The 17,069-nt window shown below is 71.2% G+C and carries 16 protein-coding genes and 1 tRNA gene; 10 read left to right on the top strand and 7 right to left on the bottom strand.

What is annotated here, in order from left to right; all coding sequences use genetic code 11:
- Window positions 1–17: 17 nt before the first annotated feature.
- Window positions 18–845, bottom strand: a complete 828-nt coding sequence (locus tag CP976_RS23375) for a DUF2382 domain-containing protein (protein ID WP_150482138.1) — start codon at window positions 843–845, stop codon at window positions 18–20.
- A gap of 283 nt (window positions 846–1,128) precedes the next feature.
- Between CP976_RS23375 and CP976_RS43815 the strand changes: the two genes are divergently transcribed.
- From CP976_RS43815 to CP976_RS23330, 9 genes are all read left to right on the top strand, one after another.
- Window positions 1,129–1,356 carry a hypothetical protein gene (locus CP976_RS43815; protein ID WP_229875405.1) on the top strand — a complete coding sequence of 76 codons (228 nt, stop codon included), beginning with the start codon at window positions 1,129–1,131 and terminating at the stop codon, window positions 1,354–1,356.
- Window positions 1,353–1,937: a dihydrofolate reductase family protein gene (locus tag CP976_RS23365; protein WP_229875407.1), complete on the top strand. Its 585-nt coding sequence runs from the start codon at window positions 1,353–1,355 to the stop codon at window positions 1,935–1,937. The genes CP976_RS43815 and CP976_RS23365 overlap by 4 nt, the downstream gene beginning before the upstream one ends.
- Window positions 1,938–2,128: 191 nt before the next feature.
- On the top strand, window positions 2,129–2,335 hold the full coding sequence (locus CP976_RS23360; protein ID WP_150482137.1) for a hypothetical protein: 207 nt from the start codon (window positions 2,129–2,131) through the stop codon (window positions 2,333–2,335).
- A 70-nt stretch (window positions 2,336–2,405) separates the two neighbouring features.
- The gene (locus CP976_RS23355) at window positions 2,406–3,809 is read left to right on the top strand and encodes an FG-GAP-like repeat-containing protein (protein ID WP_150482136.1); all 1,404 of its coding nucleotides are present in this window, start codon (window positions 2,406–2,408) and stop codon (window positions 3,807–3,809) included.
- 53 nt (window positions 3,810–3,862) lie between these two features.
- Entirely contained in the window at window positions 3,863–5,290 is a 1,428-nt protein-coding gene (locus tag CP976_RS23350) for an FG-GAP-like repeat-containing protein (protein WP_150482135.1), read from the top strand.
- 23 nt (window positions 5,291–5,313) lie between these two features.
- Window positions 5,314–6,762, top strand: coding sequence for an FG-GAP-like repeat-containing protein (locus CP976_RS23345; protein ID WP_150482134.1), 1,449 nt, complete (start codon window positions 5,314–5,316; stop codon window positions 6,760–6,762).
- Window positions 6,763–6,780: 18 nt separating this feature from the next.
- Window positions 6,781–8,133, top strand: a complete 1,353-nt coding sequence (locus tag CP976_RS23340) for an FG-GAP and VCBS repeat-containing protein (protein WP_150482133.1) — start codon at window positions 6,781–6,783, stop codon at window positions 8,131–8,133.
- 176 nt (window positions 8,134–8,309) lie between these two features.
- Window positions 8,310–9,746, top strand: coding sequence for an FG-GAP-like repeat-containing protein (locus CP976_RS23335; protein ID WP_150482132.1), 1,437 nt, complete (start codon window positions 8,310–8,312; stop codon window positions 9,744–9,746).
- Between the two features lie 95 nt (window positions 9,747–9,841).
- Window positions 9,842–10,861 carry a Yip1 family protein gene (locus tag CP976_RS23330; protein ID WP_150482131.1) on the top strand — a complete coding sequence of 340 codons (1,020 nt, stop codon included), beginning with the start codon at window positions 9,842–9,844 and terminating at the stop codon, window positions 10,859–10,861.
- 71 nt (window positions 10,862–10,932) lie between these two features.
- Here CP976_RS23330 and CP976_RS23325 read toward each other — a convergent pair whose 3' ends face one another.
- Window positions 10,933–11,430, bottom strand: a complete 498-nt coding sequence (locus CP976_RS23325; protein ID WP_150482130.1) for a phosphoribosyltransferase — start codon at window positions 11,428–11,430, stop codon at window positions 10,933–10,935.
- A gap of 26 nt (window positions 11,431–11,456) precedes the next feature.
- Entirely contained in the window at window positions 11,457–12,032 is a 576-nt protein-coding gene (gene dcd / locus CP976_RS23320; protein WP_031142497.1) for a dCTP deaminase, read from the bottom strand.
- A 526-nt stretch (window positions 12,033–12,558) separates the two neighbouring features.
- Here dcd and CP976_RS23315 point away from each other — a divergent pair.
- Window positions 12,559–12,629: transfer RNA gene (locus tag CP976_RS23315), tRNA-Gly, on the top strand.
- A 101-nt stretch (window positions 12,630–12,730) separates the two neighbouring features.
- Here CP976_RS23315 and CP976_RS23310 read toward each other — a convergent pair.
- The 4 genes from CP976_RS23310 to CP976_RS23295 form a co-directional block, all read right to left on the bottom strand.
- On the bottom strand, window positions 12,731–13,174 hold the full coding sequence (locus tag CP976_RS23310; RefSeq protein ID WP_150482129.1) for a PIN domain-containing protein: 444 nt from the start codon (window positions 13,172–13,174) through the stop codon (window positions 12,731–12,733).
- Complete coding sequence (locus tag CP976_RS23305; protein ID WP_150482128.1) at window positions 13,171–13,431, bottom strand: ribbon-helix-helix domain-containing protein; 261 nt, start codon at window positions 13,429–13,431, stop codon at window positions 13,171–13,173. Before CP976_RS23305 ends, CP976_RS23310 begins: the two co-directional genes overlap by 4 nt.
- A gap of 93 nt (window positions 13,432–13,524) precedes the next feature.
- Window positions 13,525–13,878 (bottom strand): cupin domain-containing protein, encoded by a 354-nt coding sequence (locus CP976_RS23300; protein WP_150482127.1) that lies wholly within the window; start codon window positions 13,876–13,878, stop codon window positions 13,525–13,527.
- 256 nt (window positions 13,879–14,134) lie between these two features.
- A complete protein-coding gene (locus tag CP976_RS23295) occupies window positions 14,135–17,059 on the bottom strand; it encodes a SpoIIE family protein phosphatase (RefSeq protein ID WP_229875415.1) in 2,925 nt (974 codons plus the stop codon).
- Between the last annotated feature and the right edge of the window lie 10 nt (window positions 17,060–17,069).

Raw genomic sequence — 17,069 nt, 5'->3', positions numbered from 1 at the left:
ACTCGGCTGCCCTTCCGTCACCGATCACTCTGGCCGGTCTCGTCGGACACGTCGGTCTCGTCGGACACGTCGGTCTCGATCCGCTCCTTGCGGACCTCGCCACGAACGGTTGCCTCGTCGGTGCGCTCCTCGGTTTCCAGGCGGACGCGTTCGACGGGGACGGCTTCCGTCTCCACGACCGGACGCTCCGCGTGGAGGATCACCTCGTGCTCGGCCTCGGTGATGTCGACGCCGGACATCGCCGCGTCCCGGTTGGCGTCGGTGATCGGTTCGCGTTCGACGCGGACTTCTTCGTGGCGTACGGGGACGGTCTTCTGGACCTCCTCGGTGACGACGTACTTGCGCAGGCGCGCCCGGCCGGTCTCGCGGCGTTCGACACCGACGTGCATCTGCTCCTCGGAGCGCGTCATCGCGTCGTCGCCGGCGGGCGCTCTCCCGGCCGCCATCCCGGTCTGCCCGGCGGTGCCGGTGCCGGTGTGGGCCCAGCCGCCCTGGTCTCGCTGGTTGGCCTGCTGCCAAGCCGTGTCCCAGTCGATGCCGTAGTGCTCGTACAGACGGTGCTCCTCCTCTACGGACAGATGCCCTCCGGCATCGACGTCGACGTTCGGTGCGTCCTTGACCGTGTCCTTGGCGAAGGGCACCTCCAGGTGGTCCTCCACCACGGTCCCGTCGTGGATCGGCACGAACGACTCGCTGGTGCCGAACAAGCCGGTCTGCACGCTCACCCACTCGGGCTCGCCGGTCACATCGTCGAAGAAGACGTGCTTGGCGTCACCGATCTTGTTGCCGTGCGCGTCGTAGACGGGATGTTCCAGCACTGTGGAGATCTGGTCGCGAGTGATCATTAGCATTCTCCTCGTTTCTGTAGCTCTCTCACGCGTAACCACCCACTCAAGAGCCAAAGCGCATAATCCGGAAAAACCGGAACATTTTGGCGCCTCTGTCCCCTGCGTTGCCCGACCGCAGGTGGCCGGCCCGCAGAGAATTCCCGCGCGAGAGCTGGAATTCCGACAGTGCGGGCGAAGGGGCGGGTCCGAGGAGTGGTGGTGCGCGATGAGTCTTCGGCGTGGGGCCGGTCTATGGATGCACAAGGGCCGCCCTCCGGCCCCCTGACGCACGGGAGACACGATGACCACCGTCGTGATGCACAACGTCGTCTCCGTGGACGGCTTCATCGCCGACGCGGACGATCAGGTCGGGCCGCTCTTCGACTGGTACGGCAACGGCCACGTCCAGCTCAACGAGTACGCCACGGTGTCCAGGGCCTCCGCCGACTACCTGCTGGAGGACCCGCACACCGTGATCCAGGGCGACCGCGTGCTTCACCTGCGCTACCGGGTCCGCAAGCAGCCGTGACCACCTACCGGGAGAGGCCGACCGCCGTGGAACCGCAGACCGCCGCCGGCAAGGTGCTCTGGCACTTCTCGATGTCCCTGGACGGATTCGTCGCCGGGCCGAATCACACGATGGACTGGATGACGGGGGTGACCTTCCGTCCCGGCCTCGTCGCGGAGTACGCCGAGACGACCGGCGCCGTGCTGGGCGGCCGCACCGGCTGGGACGCCTACCCCGACCCCACCGGGATCTACGGCGGCGCCTGGCAGGGACCCGTGTTCGTGCTCACGCACCACCCGGAGGACGCGCAGCCCACCCCGGGCGTGACCTTCCTGAGCTGTGACGTCGCCGAGGCGGTCCGGATCGCGCGGGAGGCCGCCGGCGGGAAGAACGTCGAGGTGTTCTCGCCGACCATCGGCCGGCAGCTCCTGGAACGCGGGCTGATCGACGAGATCGACCTGCACATCGTGCCCGTGCTGCTCGGCGACGGGATCCGGCTGTTCGACAACCCCGGGGGTGCGCCCGTACGGCTGGAGCTGCTCGTCGGGGACGACGGCAAGGCGGCGGTCGATGTGCGGTACCGGACGGTGCCCGGCGAGTGACATGAGCCCTGCCTCTCAGCGGCCTCGGAAATTAACCGAACTCACGTACAACCCTTACGTCCCCACACAGGTCTCCTGATCGCCGACCACCCGTGAACGCCCGTACAACTCCCGGCGAACACGGACGGTCCCGGCGCCTCATCGACTGTGGATGCCCGCCAGGCATCCCGCATGCCGCAGGAGACCCCCGCATGCATCAGCACCAGCCACCGCACCGGCGGCGCCCCCACGGGCACCCGCACCCGCACCCGCACCCGCGCCCCGCCCTCGCGACGGCCACCGGCCCGGCCACGCCGACGGACGGGCCGACGGACGGGCCGACGGGCGGGCCGTCCGTGCCCGCGACCGGCACGGCGACACACCGGGACTCCGCCCCGCAGGCCTGCCCCACCGCCTGAGCCGCCCCGCTCTCCTCACCCGGGGCCGGCCCTCAGGCCCGGCCCGCCGCTTCCCACCCGGAGCCCCACCTTGCGCAAGCGCACCCTTCTCCTGGCCGCCACGCTCACCACCGGCCTGCTCACCATCACCCCGGCCGCCGCCGCGCCCTCGGGCCTCGCCGGGGACTTCAACGGCGACGGGTACCGGGACGTCGCGGCCGGCGCCCCCTGCTCCACCGTCGGCTCGGCCTCCTGCGCCGGTGCGGTCGTCGTGCTGTACGGCTCGGCGTCCGGTGTGTCGGCCGCCCGCAAGGCCGTCATCACCCAGAACTCCGCGGGCGTGCCCGGCACCGCCGAGTCGGGCGACGTGTTCGGCGCCGCCCTGGCCACCGGCGACCTGGACAGGGACGGCTACTCCGACCTCGTCGTCGGCGCCACCGGCGAGAGCATCGGCGACCGGGACGGCATCGGCTCCGGCACGATCCTGTGGGGGAGCAAGTCGGGCCTGACCAGCGGCAAGGGCCTGCCGCAGCCGACGTCGCTCTCCGAGTACGGCGGCTTCTCCCGGGGCATCGCGACCGGCGACTTCGACGCCGACGGCGACACGGACGTCACGCTCACCGGCCAGACCCACACCCGCATCTACCGGGGCCCCTTCACCCGCACCGGCGGTCCGCTGAGCCACTCCGTCGTCGGCGAGCTGGGCACGACGTACGAGGTGATCGCGGGTGACATGACCGGCGACGGCGCGGCCGAGCGCGTCTACCCGTTCAACGTGGACGGCGACACCGGCGGCCAGATCGACTACTTCCGCTGGACCGGCTCGACGTACAAGATGGCCCAGCTGCCGGACGCCGACGGCTACCCCGGTTCGATCGGCGACATCGACGGCGACGGCTACGGCGACCTCGTCCTCGGCGACTACACGGACCCGTACGACCTCAAGCCCGGCGGCCACAAGGGCGGCCAGATCACCGTCTGGTACGGCGGCCCGAACGGCCCCGACCCGGCGCAGCAGCCGACCGTCGTCCACCAGGACACCGCGGGCGTGCCCGGCGCGGGCGAGGCCTACGACGGTTTCGGCTCGGCGGTGACCACCGGCGACATCAACGGCGACGGGTACGCCGACGTCGTGGTCTCCGCCTCGGGCGAGGACGTCGGCTCGGCGAAGGACGCGGGCTCGGTGACCGTGCTGTTCGGCTCCGCCGCCGGCCTGAAGACCAGCAGCGGCGTGAAGTCGTACACCCAGGACACCGCCGGTGTGCCCGGCTCGGCCGAGTCCTGGGACCGGTTCGGTTCGGCGGTCGGCCTGACCGACGTGACCAAGGACGGCAAGGCGGACCTGGTCGTCGGCGTCGACGGCGAGAACTCCACGGGCGGCCTGTGGACCCTGCGCGGCTCCGCCTCCGGCCTGACCACGAGCGGGGCACAGGGCATCACCACCACCGCCGTCTCCCTCAAGGACGGCAGCCTCGGTTCCGTCGTCGCCCAGTGACACTCCGCCGCCCAGTGACGGCCCGCCAACTCCTCTGTGAGGCACGTACACCCATGCGCACCCGTATCACCGCCGCCGTCGTCGCGGCGGCCCTGACCCCGCTCGCCCTCACCCTCTCCGCCCCGGCCGCGCACGCCGCGACCCCCGCCGCCCCCTACGACTTCAACGGCGACGGCCGCACCGACCTCGCGATCGGCGCGCCGGGCGCCACCGTCGCCGGGCAGGCGAAGGCGGGTGCCGTGTCCGTCGTCTACGGCAGCACCAGCGGGCCGAAGACCTCCACGCGCACGCTCCTGACCCAGAACACGGCCGGCATGCCCGGTGCCGCCGAGGCCGACGACGCGTTCGGCTCCGCGCTCGCCTCCGCGGACCTCAACACCGACGGCTACGCCGACCTGCTGATCGGCACGCCCGGTGAGGACGGCGGCGACAGCAACGACGGCACGGTCACCATCGTCTGGGGCGCGAAGTCCGGCCTGTCCGGTGCCCGTTCGCTGTTCAGCTTCTTCAGCACCGACTACGACCGGTACGGCCAGACACTGGCCGCGGGCGACTTCGACGGCGACGGGGACATGGACGTCGCGGTCGGCTCCACCGGCCCGGTCACCCTCTCCCTCGTGGAGGGCCCGATCACCAGGACGAGCGCGTCCAACGGCGGTTCGGGCTCGCGCAACGACTGGTGGTCCTCCTCGACGGGTGTCACGCACCTCTCCTCCGGCGACGTCACCGGCGACGGCCGCCCCCGGGTGGTCCTGCACGGCCGTGCCGTGAGCACCGGTGCCGCGACCACCGCCCTCGCCGACCTGAAGATCGGCAACTACGTCAACTGGCTGGAGCGCCTGCCCGCCGGGTCCGTCTCCACCGTGGGCGACATCGACGGCGACGGCCACGACGACATCGCCGTGGGGAACGACCGGGAAGCCTCCGCCGACCCGGAGGGCGCCCTCGGCGGCCGGGTCACCGTCGTCCACGGCGGACCCGACGGCGGCCTCGACACCAACCGCGCCCCGCTCGTCCTCACCCAGGACACCGCCGGTGTGCCCGGCGCCGCCGAGAAGGGCGACCGCTTCGGCAGCGACGTCGCGCTCGGCGACGTCAACGGCGACGGCTTCGCCGACCTGGCGATCGGCGCCGCCGGCGAGAACTCCGCCGCCGGTGCGGTCACCGTGCTGTACGGCTCGGCGTCCGGCCTCACCACCAAGGGCGCCACCTCGTACACCCAGAACACCGCCGGTGTGCCCGGCAGTTCGGAGCAGGGCGACCGCTTCGGCGCCCGCGTGACCCTCACCGACCACACCGGCGACCACCGCGCCGACCTGTCCATCTCCGCGCCGGGCGAGAACGCCGGCGACGGCGCCGTCTGGTCCCTGCGCGCCACCGCCACCGGCCCGACGGCCACCGGCTCCGTCAGCTTCGGCCCCGGCACGACCGGCGTCTCCACGGCCGGCACGCCGGGCTACGGCACCGCACTCAACTCCTGATCACCGACAACGGGACTCCACAGATGCGCAAGCGCACCCTCCTCCTGGCCACGGCCCTCACCACCGGCCTGCTCACCGCCCTGCCCGCGACGGCGGCCACCGCCGCGCCCGCCACCGGCCCGAAGGCCGACTTCAACGGCGACGGCTACGGCGACGTCGCGTTCGCCGCCCCGTACGCCAAGGTCGACGGCAAGGGCATGGCCGGCTACGTCGCCGTGGTCTACGGCGGCGCCACCGGCCTCGACCCGGCCAAGCGGACCGTGGTCAGCCAGAACACCGCCGGGGTGCCCGGTGCCGCCGAGGCCGAGGACACCTTCGGTGACGCGCTCGCCGTCGCCGACCTCAACGGCGACGGCTACACCGACCTCGCGGTCGGCTCCTCCGGCGAGGACGTCGGCACCGACACCGACGGCGGCTCCGTCACCGTGCTGTGGGGCTCGGCGAGCGGCCTGAAGAACGGCACCTCGGTCAAGGACCCGGCGGTCTCCGGGCACGACCACTGGGGCCGGCTGCTGACCGCGGGCGACTTCGACGGCGACGGCAAGAAGGACCTGGCCGTCGGCACCGGCTCCTCCCACGCCTACGTGATCCGCGGCGGTTTCACCACGAGCGGTACCACCGGCACCGCGAAGCGCGTCAACACGCCCGAGACGGCGTACAGCGTCGACGCCATGAAAGCGGGCGACACCAACGCCGACGGCAGGTCGGACCTGGTCCTCACCTACCGCGTACGGCTCGACTCGTCCGAGTCGGGCAGCTGGTCCAAGGGCGTCGCCTACCTCGGCTCCCCCACCGGCCCGGACACCTCCGTCCCCCGCCCCCTGAACGGCGGCACCTCCCTCGCCCTCGGCGACATCGACGGCGACGGCTACGACGAGATCGCACTCGGCAACGTCTTCACGAAGGACGACGACCACAGCGGCAGCCTCGGCGGCGAGGTCGTCGTCATCCGCGGCTCCGAGGGCGGCCCGGTCAACGGCGACGCCCCCATGGCCGAGCTGACCCAGGCCTCCACCGGTGTCCCCGGCGCCGACGAGGCGAACGACGGCTTCGGCGGCTCGGTCTCCATCGGCGACGCCAACGGCGACGGCTACGGCGACCTCGCCATCGGCGTCGTCTTCGAGGACGTCGGCACCATCGAGGACGCCGGTTCCACGGTCCTGATGAACGGCTCGGCCTCGGGTGTCTCGCGCACCGGCGGCCGCACCCTCACCCAGGCCACCGCCGGTGTCCCGGGCACCGCCGAGGCCATCGACTACTTCGGCTCGGACGTCCTGCTGGCCGACGTCACCAAGGACGGCCGCGCCGAGTTCACCGTCAGCGCCGGCTTCGAGGACGAGGGCATCGGCGGGATCACGACGCTGCGCGGCTCGGCCACCGGCCCCGTCACCGACGGCGCCCGCGCCTTCGGCCCGGGCAGCCTCGGCCAGACCCGTTCCTACGGCGCCTTCGGCACCGGCCTCATCGGCTGACGAACCAGGGAGACTCCCATGCGCAGATCCACCACGACCGCCCTGGTCGCCGCCCTGCTGGCGACCGGCGTCACCCCCGTGTTCCTCACCGGCCCCGCCTCCGCGGCGGTGGCCAAGCACTACGACGACTTCAACGGCGACGGCCGCCGCGACCTCGCCTACGGCGGCTACGACGACGTCGACCGCAAGGGTGGCACGGTGACCGTCGTGTACGGCACCGCCACCGGCCTCGACACCGCCCACCCGAAGTTCCTCCACCAGGACAGCTCCGGCATCCCCGGAGCCGGTGAGGAGGACGACCGGTTCGGCGAGTCCCTCGCGAGCGCCGACCTCAACAAGGACGGCTACGCGGACCTCGTCGTCGGCAACTCCATGGAGCACGTGGGCAGCACCGACTACCGCGGCACGGTCACCGTCGTCTGGGGTTCGAAGTCCGGCCTGTCCGGCGGCACCAACCTCACGCCCGCCGGCGGCGCGGGCAGCTACTTCGGCCGCGACCTCGCCACCGGCGACTTCACCGGCGACGGCTCGCCCGACCTGGCCGTGATCGGCGGCGGGGAGACGTGGCTGTACCGGGGCCCGTTCACCAAGTCCGGCACGACCGGCAAGGTCAGCGAGATCGACAAGGGGTCGGCCGGCTGGTACTCCTCCGGTCTCGGGGCCGGAAAGGTCGACGGGGACGGCAGGACCGACCTGGTCGTGATCGGCACGGAGATCAACGGCAGCGACATCCGCGAGCGCGCCTGGTTCCTGAAGGGCACGTCCTCCGGCCTCGCCTCCGGCGCGTCCAGGACCCTCAGCGACCAGCAGCAGGGCCTCTACCCGAGCCCGGTCATCGGCGACTTCGACAAGAACGGCTACGGCGACATCGCCCTCGGCGTGCCCGACAAGGACAACGGCAAGGGCGCGGTCACCATCTGGCGCGGCACGGCGTCGGGCCCGGGCACGTCGACCACGTTCACCCAGGCCACCTCGGGTGTCTCCGGCAGCCCGGAGGCCGACGACAACTTCGGCTACGCCATCTCGGCCGCCGACGCCAACGGCGACGGCTACGCGGACCTCGCGGTCGGCGTGCCGCACGAGGACGTCGAGGGCCTGGAGGACCAGGGCGGGGTCCACGTGTTCCGCGGCGGCTCCGGCGGCCTCAGCGGCGCCCGCTCCTCGTGGATCGCCCAGACGGTGCTGGGCCCCGCCGACTCCCACGCCTCCTTCGGCTACACCGTCCGCCTGCGCGACCTGACCGCCGACGGCAAGGCCGACCTGGCCGTGGGCGCGGCGGGCGGCGCGCTGCTGATGCGGGGCACGGCCACGGTGCCGACGAAGACCGGAGCGGTCGTCCTGCCGGAGCTCGGCGGCTCGCTTCCCGACTGACCTGCCCGGAACCGGCCCGGGGCAGACCGCTCCGGGCCGGGGCCGGTCGTGGCCCGGCCGGGGCCGGGGCCGGGGCCGGTCGAGGCCACCTGCCGGTAGCCGCCCCAGACGCCCGATCCGCCCCGCCTCACCTCGCCTCGCCCGCCCCGGCTCGTTACAACTCACAAGGACGACGCATGCCTCACCGCACCCCCCACGCCCTCGCGGCCCTGACCACCGCGGCCGCGCTGGGCGCCGCCCTCTTCACCGCCGTACCGGCCGCCGTCGCGGCACCCGCCAAGTACGCCGACGACTTCAACGGCGACGGCTACCGCGACCTCGCCACCGCCGCGCCCTACACCCCCGTCGGCGGCAAGACCGACGCGGGCGCCGTCGTCGTCACCTACGGCTCCGCGAACGGCATCAGCGCCGCCCGCCGCACGATCCTCACCCAGGACACCGCCGGCATCCCCGGCACCGCCGAGCAGGGCGACCGCTTCGGCAAGTCCCTCGCCTCCGGCGACCTGAACGCCGACGGGTACGCCGACCTGGTGATCGGCAGTGTCGGCGAGGACGTCGGCTCCGACGCCGACGGCGGCTCCGTCACGGTCGTCTGGGGCGGCAAGAGCGGCCTGTCCGGCGGCAAGGGCGTCACGGACCCGGCCGTCTCCGCCCACGACGAGTACGGCATGTCCCTCACCGTCGGCGACTTCGACGGCGACGGCCGCCCCGACCTCGCCGCCGGCAGTACCGGCAGCGACGTCTGGATCCACCGGAGCTTCACCAAGACCTCCGGCTCGACGTCCCGCTCCGAGCTCGCCACCGGCCTGCGGGGCGGCGCCGGTCTCGCAGGCGCCCAGAGCCTCGCCGCCGGCGACATCGACGGCGACGGCACCGACGACCTGGTCGCCACCGGCAGCCAGGCGTCGGACTACGAGGACGGTGCCATGGTCTTCCTCGGCGCCGCCTCCGGCCTCACCCGCCAGACGTTCCTCAAGAGCGGCGGCTGGGAGCTGGCGACGGTCGGCGACCTGAACGGCGACGGCTACGACGACGTCGTCACGGCGGACTACGGCGGCGACGCCAAGAGCCTCGGCGGCTCGGTCAGCGTGTACCCCGGCGGCACCGACGGCGCCCGCACCAGCCCCCAGACCACGATCGACCAGGACACCCCCGGCGTCCCCGGCGCGGACGAGGAGGACGACTGGTTCGGCAACGACCTCTCGATCGCGGACGTCGACGGCGACGGTTACGGCGACCTGGCCGTCGGCACGATCCACGAGGACGTCGGCACCGCGGACATCGCCGGCGCCGTCACGGTCCTGCGCGGCTCGGCCACCGGACTGACCACCACCGGCGCCCAGTCGCTCACCCAGAACACGGCCGGCGTCCCCGGCACCGCCGAGTCCGCCGACCGCTTCGGCGCGTCCGTACGCCTGTCCGACCTCAACGGCGACGGCAAGGCGGACCTGTCCGTGGGCTCCGACGGCGAGAACCACCCCTCCGGCGCCGTCTACAGCCTGCGCGGCTCGGCCTCGGGCGTGACGACGAAGAACGCGATCAGCTTCGGCCCCGGCTCGCTCGGCATGTCGACGACCGGCTACCTGAGGCTCGGCCAGGACATGCTCGGCTGACGCCGCCGCGAGGGGCCGTGGTGCTGCCCTCACGGCTGCCCGTACGGCGGAACCCTGACCGCCCACGGACGCCCAAGGCCCCTTTCCCTTAAGGGATGTCACAGCTCGGCCGCAAAGCCGGGCCCGGAAGCCCGGGCCCGGCACACCACCGCGCGGGACCAGGTACGTTCGAAGACGTGGCTGGATTCAGGATCGGGCGCGGCCGGAACAACGGCGCTCCTCAGACGCGACCGCAAAACCCTCCGTACGGGCAGCAGACGCCGCAGGGACCGTCGTACGGCTACCCGCCGGCGCCGCAGCCGTACCCGCAGCAGCAGCCGCCGTACGGCGGCAACGGCGGCGGCCCCGCCTGGCCGCAGCCGAACGCCGGGCGGCCCGGCGGCGGCTACGGCGACCAAGGCGAGCCGGAGTACTTCGGCGACGGCGCGTACCCGCCCGGCCCCCAGGGTCCGCCCGACCCGTACGCGGCGAACAACCCGGGACACACCCAGGCCTTCTCGGTCGGCGAGGACCCCTACACCCAGGGCGACACCTACCGCGCCGGCTCGGCCGCCCCGCCGCCCGGCCCGGTCGGCCCGCGCCTGCACTGGAAGGCCCTGCTGAGGGGCATCGTCCTCGCCCCCCGGCAGACGTTCCTCCAGATGCGGGACTACACGATGTGGGGCCCGGCCCTCATCGTCACGTTCCTCTACGGCCTGCTCGCCGTCTTCGGCTTCGACGGCGCCCGCAAGGATGCGATAAACGCCACACTCTCGAACGCCATCCCCATCGTCCTCACGACGGCGGTCGCGATGGTGATCAGCGCGTTCATCCTGGGCGTGGTCACCCACACCCTGGCCCGCCAGCTCGGCGGCGACGGCGCCTGGCAGCCGACAGTCGGCCTGTCGATGCTGATCATGTCCATCACGGACGCACCCCGCCTGGTCTTCGCGATGTTCGCCGGCGGCGACGCGACGTTCGTCCAGCTGCTGGGCTGGGCCACCTGGATCGCGGGCGGCGCGCTGCTGACCCTCATGGTCAGCCGCTCCCACGACCTGCCCTGGCCGAAGGCGCTGGGCGCGTCGGCGATCCAGCTCATCGCGCTGCTGTCGATCGTGAAGCTGGGCACGGTCTGAGGCTCCGCACGACGTGAGAAAGGGGCTCCCCGGGAGGGGAGCCCCTTTTCCTGGTGCCTCTTGGAGTGGTGTCAGGCGTCGAGCACCTGGTCGGCCCGCCGCACCACGGGCGGCTCCACGGACCACGGGAAGTTGATCCACGCGTCGGTCCGCTTCCACACGTACTCGCACTTCACTAGCGACTGGGACTTCTCGTAGACGACGGCGCTGCGCACCTCGGCGACGGTGTCGAGGCAGAAGTCGCGGACCAGCTTGAGCGTCTTGCCGGTGTCGGCGACGTCGTCGGTGATCAGCACCTTCTTCTCGGAGAAGTCGATCACGTTGGGGACGGGAGCGAGCATGACGGGCATGTCGAGGGTCGTCCCCACGCCCGTGTAGAACTCCACGTTCACGAGGTGGATGTTCTTGCAGTCGAGGGCGTAGGCGAGCCCACCGGCCACGAAGACGCCGCCGCGGGCGATGCTGAGCACTATGTCGGGCTCGTACCCGTCGTCGGCGATGGTCTGCGCGAGCTCGCGCACGGCGACGCCGAACTGCTCGTAGGTCAGGTTCTCCCGAACGCCACTCATGCCTTTGTCGCTCATGCTCGGGTCACTCACACCTGGGTCCGATGGAAGTTGAGGAAGGACCGGGAGGCGGTCGGCCCCCGCTGCCCCTGGTACCGCGACCCGTACCGCTCGCTCCCGTACGGGAAGTCCGCGGGCGAGCTCAGCTTGAACATGCACAGCTGCCCGATCTTCATCCCCGGCCAGAGCTTGATGGGCAGGGTGGCGAGGTTCGACAGCTCAAGCGTCACGTGTCCGCTGAACCCGGGGTCGATGAAGCCGGCCGTCGAATGCGTGACGAGCCCGAGCCGGCCCAGCGAACTCTTGCCCTCCAGGCGGGAGGCGAGATCGTCGGGCAGCGAGATGACCTCGTAGGTACTGGCGAGGACGAACTCCCCGGGATGCAGGATGAACGGCTCGTCCCCCTCCGGCTCGACGAGCCGGGTCAGATCGGCCTGCTCGATCGCGGGGTCGATGTGCGGGTACCGGTGATTCTCGAACACCCGGAAGTAGCGGTCGAGCCGCACGTCGATGCTCGACGGCTGCACCATCGCGTCGTCATAGGGATCGATCCGTACCCGCCCGGCGTCGATCTCGGCCCGGATGTCCTTGTCTGAGAGAAGCACGCCCCGAGGATACGCAAGGCGCGCGGAGCGACCACAACCGGACGTCTCCGCGCGCCTGCCTGCGTGCTTGTGGCGGGCCGTGCCGCTACCGCTCCTACCGCTTCTCGTAGCTCACGGGCACCACGCTCCGGAGCCGCGCACATCGCGGACACCGAAGCAGCCGGCCGGGGCCGAGCCGCTCGGCCTGCTGCATCGGGAACGAAGCGGTGGTGAACACGTGCCCATCCGCACAACGGACGACGGTGCGCTCCATCAAGTCCAAGAGTCCCTTCCCCAAGAGCCGCGTCCGGCTACTGCTTGCCTGACGACAAAAGCCACAGTACGGGATCAAAGGGACGGCCCTCCAGGCGGCACTCCAGTCCCGTCCGGGCCCTCGCCCGCGCCCCCACCGTACGCCCCAACTCCGGTCACCCGCAGCCCGATCCCACCCCCTGAAACGCGCCCAGGCCTCACGGTTTGAACACCGGAGGCCTGGCATGAGGTAGAGTGAGCGGGCATTCGACACCGACTCCGGTCGGCGTCTTACGCGGGTGTAGTTTAATGGTAGAACATCAGCTTCCCAAGCTGAGAGCGCGAGTTCGATTCTCGTCACCCGCTCTTCATTGAAGCCCCAGGTCAGCGGCCTGGGGCTTGTTTATTGACAGGTCGGGAACCAAGCCCCTTGCAGGTGCGCGCGCTTGGCCACGGATGATCTCGCGTCAGAGCGGGAGGTCGTCGGGTAGCACCCGGAACACCTTGTGGCGGCCCAACGGCCGTACGGCCCGGAAGTCCCGCCGGTCGAGGGTGAGGATCGCGTCAGTGTCGTAGTCGGCGGCGAGCGCCACGTTCACCGCGTCGGCGAGGTCCAGGTCGAGCGCGTCGTAGCGGAGTCGGACGGACTGCGCGGCACCCAAGTGGCCTTCCGTGATCTCGGGCATGACGATCCGACCTCGGCTCATCCACCGCCGCAGGTCATCGATCGCGCTGACGGCGGCTGCGCGCCCCAACTCGCGCGTGGCCACGTGATCGAGCTCCGCCAGCAGGAGCGGGGACATCACCAGGAGACCGGCCGCCATGATCGCCTCGTTCGCCGCTCCGTGTTCCGGGTGCGTCGCGTCGAGAGCAGCCAAGAGGCCGGACGTGTCCGCAATGACGATGATCACGCGGCGGTTCCGGGGTCTGTCTCGCGGAGGACCGCGTCGGCGACCGCGTCACGGACCTCAGCCTTGGCCGGCGTACGCCCCGACCCCTCGAACGTCCGCGAGAAAAGCGGCTCGTCCCAGACCCGGTTCGCCATGGCCGCGAGATGGATCCCCTGTCGGATGATCTCGGCCTCGCTTATGCCCCTTCGCTTGGCCGCCTCCTTGATGATCGCCAGGTCTTCAGGGTCGGCATAGACATTCGTACGTTTCATGGACATGTACCAAGAGTAGTCCATGTACTGGATTGATGTATGCGTGAGCCAGGACCTTGGGAGAGGTCCCGACGACGATCGTGTCCTGCGGCATCAACGTCACGACACCGTCAGGTAGATCTTGCGCACGGTTTCTATGGTCTTCCAGACACCGACGAAGCCCGGCTTCATGACAAAGCTGTCGCCTGCCTTGTAGACCACCGGCTCGCCGCCCTCCGGCGTGATTTCGACGACGCCGGAAAGGATGTGGCAGAACTCGAAGATCTCGCCCTTGATCGAGCGCGTCTCGCCGGGCGTGGCTTCCCAGACACCCGTGTTGATCGTTTCCCCGCGGGCGGCGTCCTGGGCCCAGGTCTTGTAGGTCGGGTCGCCGGAGATCAGGCGTTCCGGCAGCGGGCCGGACTCGCGGGGAGCGAAGGAGGGATCGGTGTCGATGGTCTTCAGGAGCGACATGCTTTTCCTCTGCTGGGTTTGGGAACGACGCGAAGCGGGAGCGGACCAGGGCCTGACGGCTGCCCGCAGCCTCCGTGGACCCAGGCGGCAGCCCCGCTCGGGGCGGGTCAGGCAGGCGGCGCCGTCCGGCCCCCGCCGGTGCGGTCCATCGACTATCTCCGACGCTCCGCACGGGGCCCATGCGTGATCTGTACGTTGCGGGCCCGATGTTCGGACGTTGTGTCAAGCGTGGGCTGGATGAGCGGACAACCACTGACTACAGCAGGAGTTGCTCGGTCCAGATGCATTTGCCGTGCGAGGTGTAGCGGGTCCCCCAGCGTTGTGAGAGCGCGGCGATCAGCTGGAGGCCGCGGCCACCTTCGTCGGTCTCATGTGCGCGGCGAATGTGAGGCGTGGTCAGGCTGCCGTCGGTGACCTCGCAGATGAGCAAGCGGCTGCGGATGAGGCGCAGCCGGACGGGGCCTCTCGCATGGCGGATGACGTTGCCGACGAGCTCGCTGGCTATCAGCTCCGTGGTCCACATGAGGTCGTCCAGTTCCCAGTCGGTGAGCTGATGTCGTATGTGATCGCGGGCCTGGCCTGCGGCGACCGGGTCCTCGGGAAGCTCCCAGCACGCCACGTCCCCCGCGGCGAGAGCGTGCGTGCGGGCCACGAGCACCGCGGTGTCGTCGCTGGTCTGCTCCTTGGCGGGGAGGAGAGCGGAGGTGAGCGCGGTGCACAGCTGGTCGAGATGCCGGGCGTCGGCATCCCGGTCGGCGATCGGGGCGCCCGGATCGCGCCCGTCGGGCATCCGGGCGTTGGCGAGCGTGTCGGCCAGGCTGGCCATGCCGCTGTCGATGTCGCGGAACGCGGACTCGACCAGGCCGTCGGTGTAGAGCACGATCAGGCTGCCTTCGGGCACCGTGAGCTCCACCGTCTCGAAGGGCGGCGTGGCCGCGCCGAGCGGTGGGTTCTGAGGCAGCCGCGGGAAGTGGACGGTGCCGTCGGGCTGGACGAGGGCGGGTGGGGGGTGCCCGGCCCGGGCGATGGCACACACCTGGTCGGTGGGGTCGTAGACCGCGTACAGGCAGGTGGCGTAGAAGTCGTCGCCGAGGTCGCTGACCAGGTCGTTGAGGCGGGAGAGCAGCTCGTCGGGGGGCAGTTCGAGTCCCACGAGTGTGTGTACCGCGGTGCGCAGGCGCCCCATGGTGGCGGCTTCGGACAGTCCGTGGCCCATGACGTCTCCGATGACGAGCGCGACTCGCTCGGCGGACAGGGGGATGACGTCGTACCAGTCGCCGCCGACCTCCAGACCCTCGGTGGCCGGCAGGTAGCGGGCCGCGGTGGTGACGGCCGGCAGGGAGGGCAGGACCAGCGGGAGCAGGCCGCGCTGCAACTCCTGCGAGCGGGTGTGCTCGGCGTCGTACAGGCGGGCGCGTTCCAGTGCTTGGGCGACCAGCCCGCTGAGCGCGGTCAGCAGGGCTTGGTCCTCCTCACCGAAGCTGCGCGGCTGTGAGAAGGAGATGACCAGGCAACCGATGGGACCACCGGAGACGATCAAGGGCACGTACGCCCAGGCTTGCTTCCCACCCGTGAGTGCGCGGTCGGCGAATTCCGGGTAGCGCTCGCGGAACTCCCGCCTGGAGACGAGGTACTGCGGGGCGCGGTGGTGGACGGCGTCGGTGAACGGGCTGTGATCGGACAGCCTGATCCTGCCGATGATGTTGCTCAGAAACTCCTGGGAGTAACCGGCGCTCCCCGCGACCCGGAGGCTCTCGCCGTCCACGAGCTGCACCAGAAGGCCGGTGGCACCGAAGAGGGGCAGGACACGCTCCGCAACGGTGTCGACGACGTCGCTCACGGCGACCGCCTCGGCCAGCGCCGCGTTGAGGCGCCCGATGTGCGTGGTGCGCTGGGTGGCTGCGCGCTGTGCTGCCTCACGCCGCTGATCCGCCAGCCGCTTCTCGGTCACGTCGGTGAGGTAGAGCGTCGCCCCGTCCGGCGCCGGGACCAGACGCAGGTGGTACCAACGCCGATGTGGCGGCCACTGGACATCGAAGCCGGTCGGAGCGCCCGCGGCGGCCATCTGCCGGCAACGGTCCTCCAGACCGGGCACCTCGACACCGGGAACGTCCCACAGGACGCGGCCGAACAGTTGCTGAGAAGGGCCGAGGAGGCGCTCGGCGTGGAGGTTGACGAACTCGATCCGCCAGTCGGCATCCACCGTGAGGAAACCGTCGCTCATGTGCAGCAGGGAATGAGCGACCGAATCCAGCGCGGCGCGCTTCTGTGTCGTGTCCCACACTGTGCCCACGAAGCGGGTCGGTTCGCCGTCCTCCCCGAGGACGACCTGGGCGTGGGCCTCCACCCAGACGACAGTGCCGTCCGGTCGGCACAGCCGGTACTCCGCCGCGTACTCGCTGCGCTGCCGGATGGCCTGCTCGACCGCGGCCACGACGCGCGGCAGGTCGTCCGGGTGGACGAGCCCCACAACGGTGTCGACCCGTCCGTCGAAGGTCTCCGGGTCGATGCCGAGTATGGTCAGCGTCGCCTCGTCGTAGACCACGTCGCCCGTGCGGAGGTTCTGTTCCCAGCTGCCGACGCGGACCGCCTCGCGCGCGTGCTGGAGCCGGGGCCCGGCCAGATGCTCCGCGTTCCACCAGGCGGGGCCGAGGCTGCCGGTGGAGGGAGCGGGATGTGTCAGACGCTCGCACACCCACCGTGCGAGCGTCTCGAGGAAGGCCCGCTGCGCGACCGAGGGAACGCCACTCACGGTCACGACCGAGAGCACTCCCAGCGAGCTGCCCTCCACGGCGAGCAGAGGGACGGCCACGATCCCGGTGCCGACCGAAGCAGCGAGCGCCTGCGTGTCGGTCGTGGGCAGCCACACCAGCGCGCCGTCCCGCAGGGCCCGGACCGGCGCGGTCGCGTCCTGCCAGCCGAGGGACTCCCACTCCTGGGCGAATTCCCGGGGCAGTCCACCCGTCGCCGCCAGGTGCAACGGCCGGCTGTCACCAGGTATGCGCAGGTGCACCATGCCACCCAGCCCACCGAGATCGGCCACCGCGTGATGCAGCGCGAAATGCAGCGCCTCGGCCTGGGTCTGCCCGTCGCCCATGTTCCTGAGTACGCGCATCCGGGCGGCCTCCGGCGCCTCCGCCGCTGTCGGCGGAGGCTGACCGAGCTGTTCGTCTGTGGCCATATGGATCACA

It is taken from the genome of Streptomyces coeruleorubidus (genome assembly GCF_008705135.1).
GTDB classification, from domain to species: Bacteria; Actinomycetota; Actinomycetes; order Streptomycetales; family Streptomycetaceae; genus Streptomyces; species Streptomyces coeruleofuscus.
The sequence above is the reverse complement of the archived record's forward strand: the minus strand, read 5'-3'. Positions and strand labels throughout refer to the sequence as shown.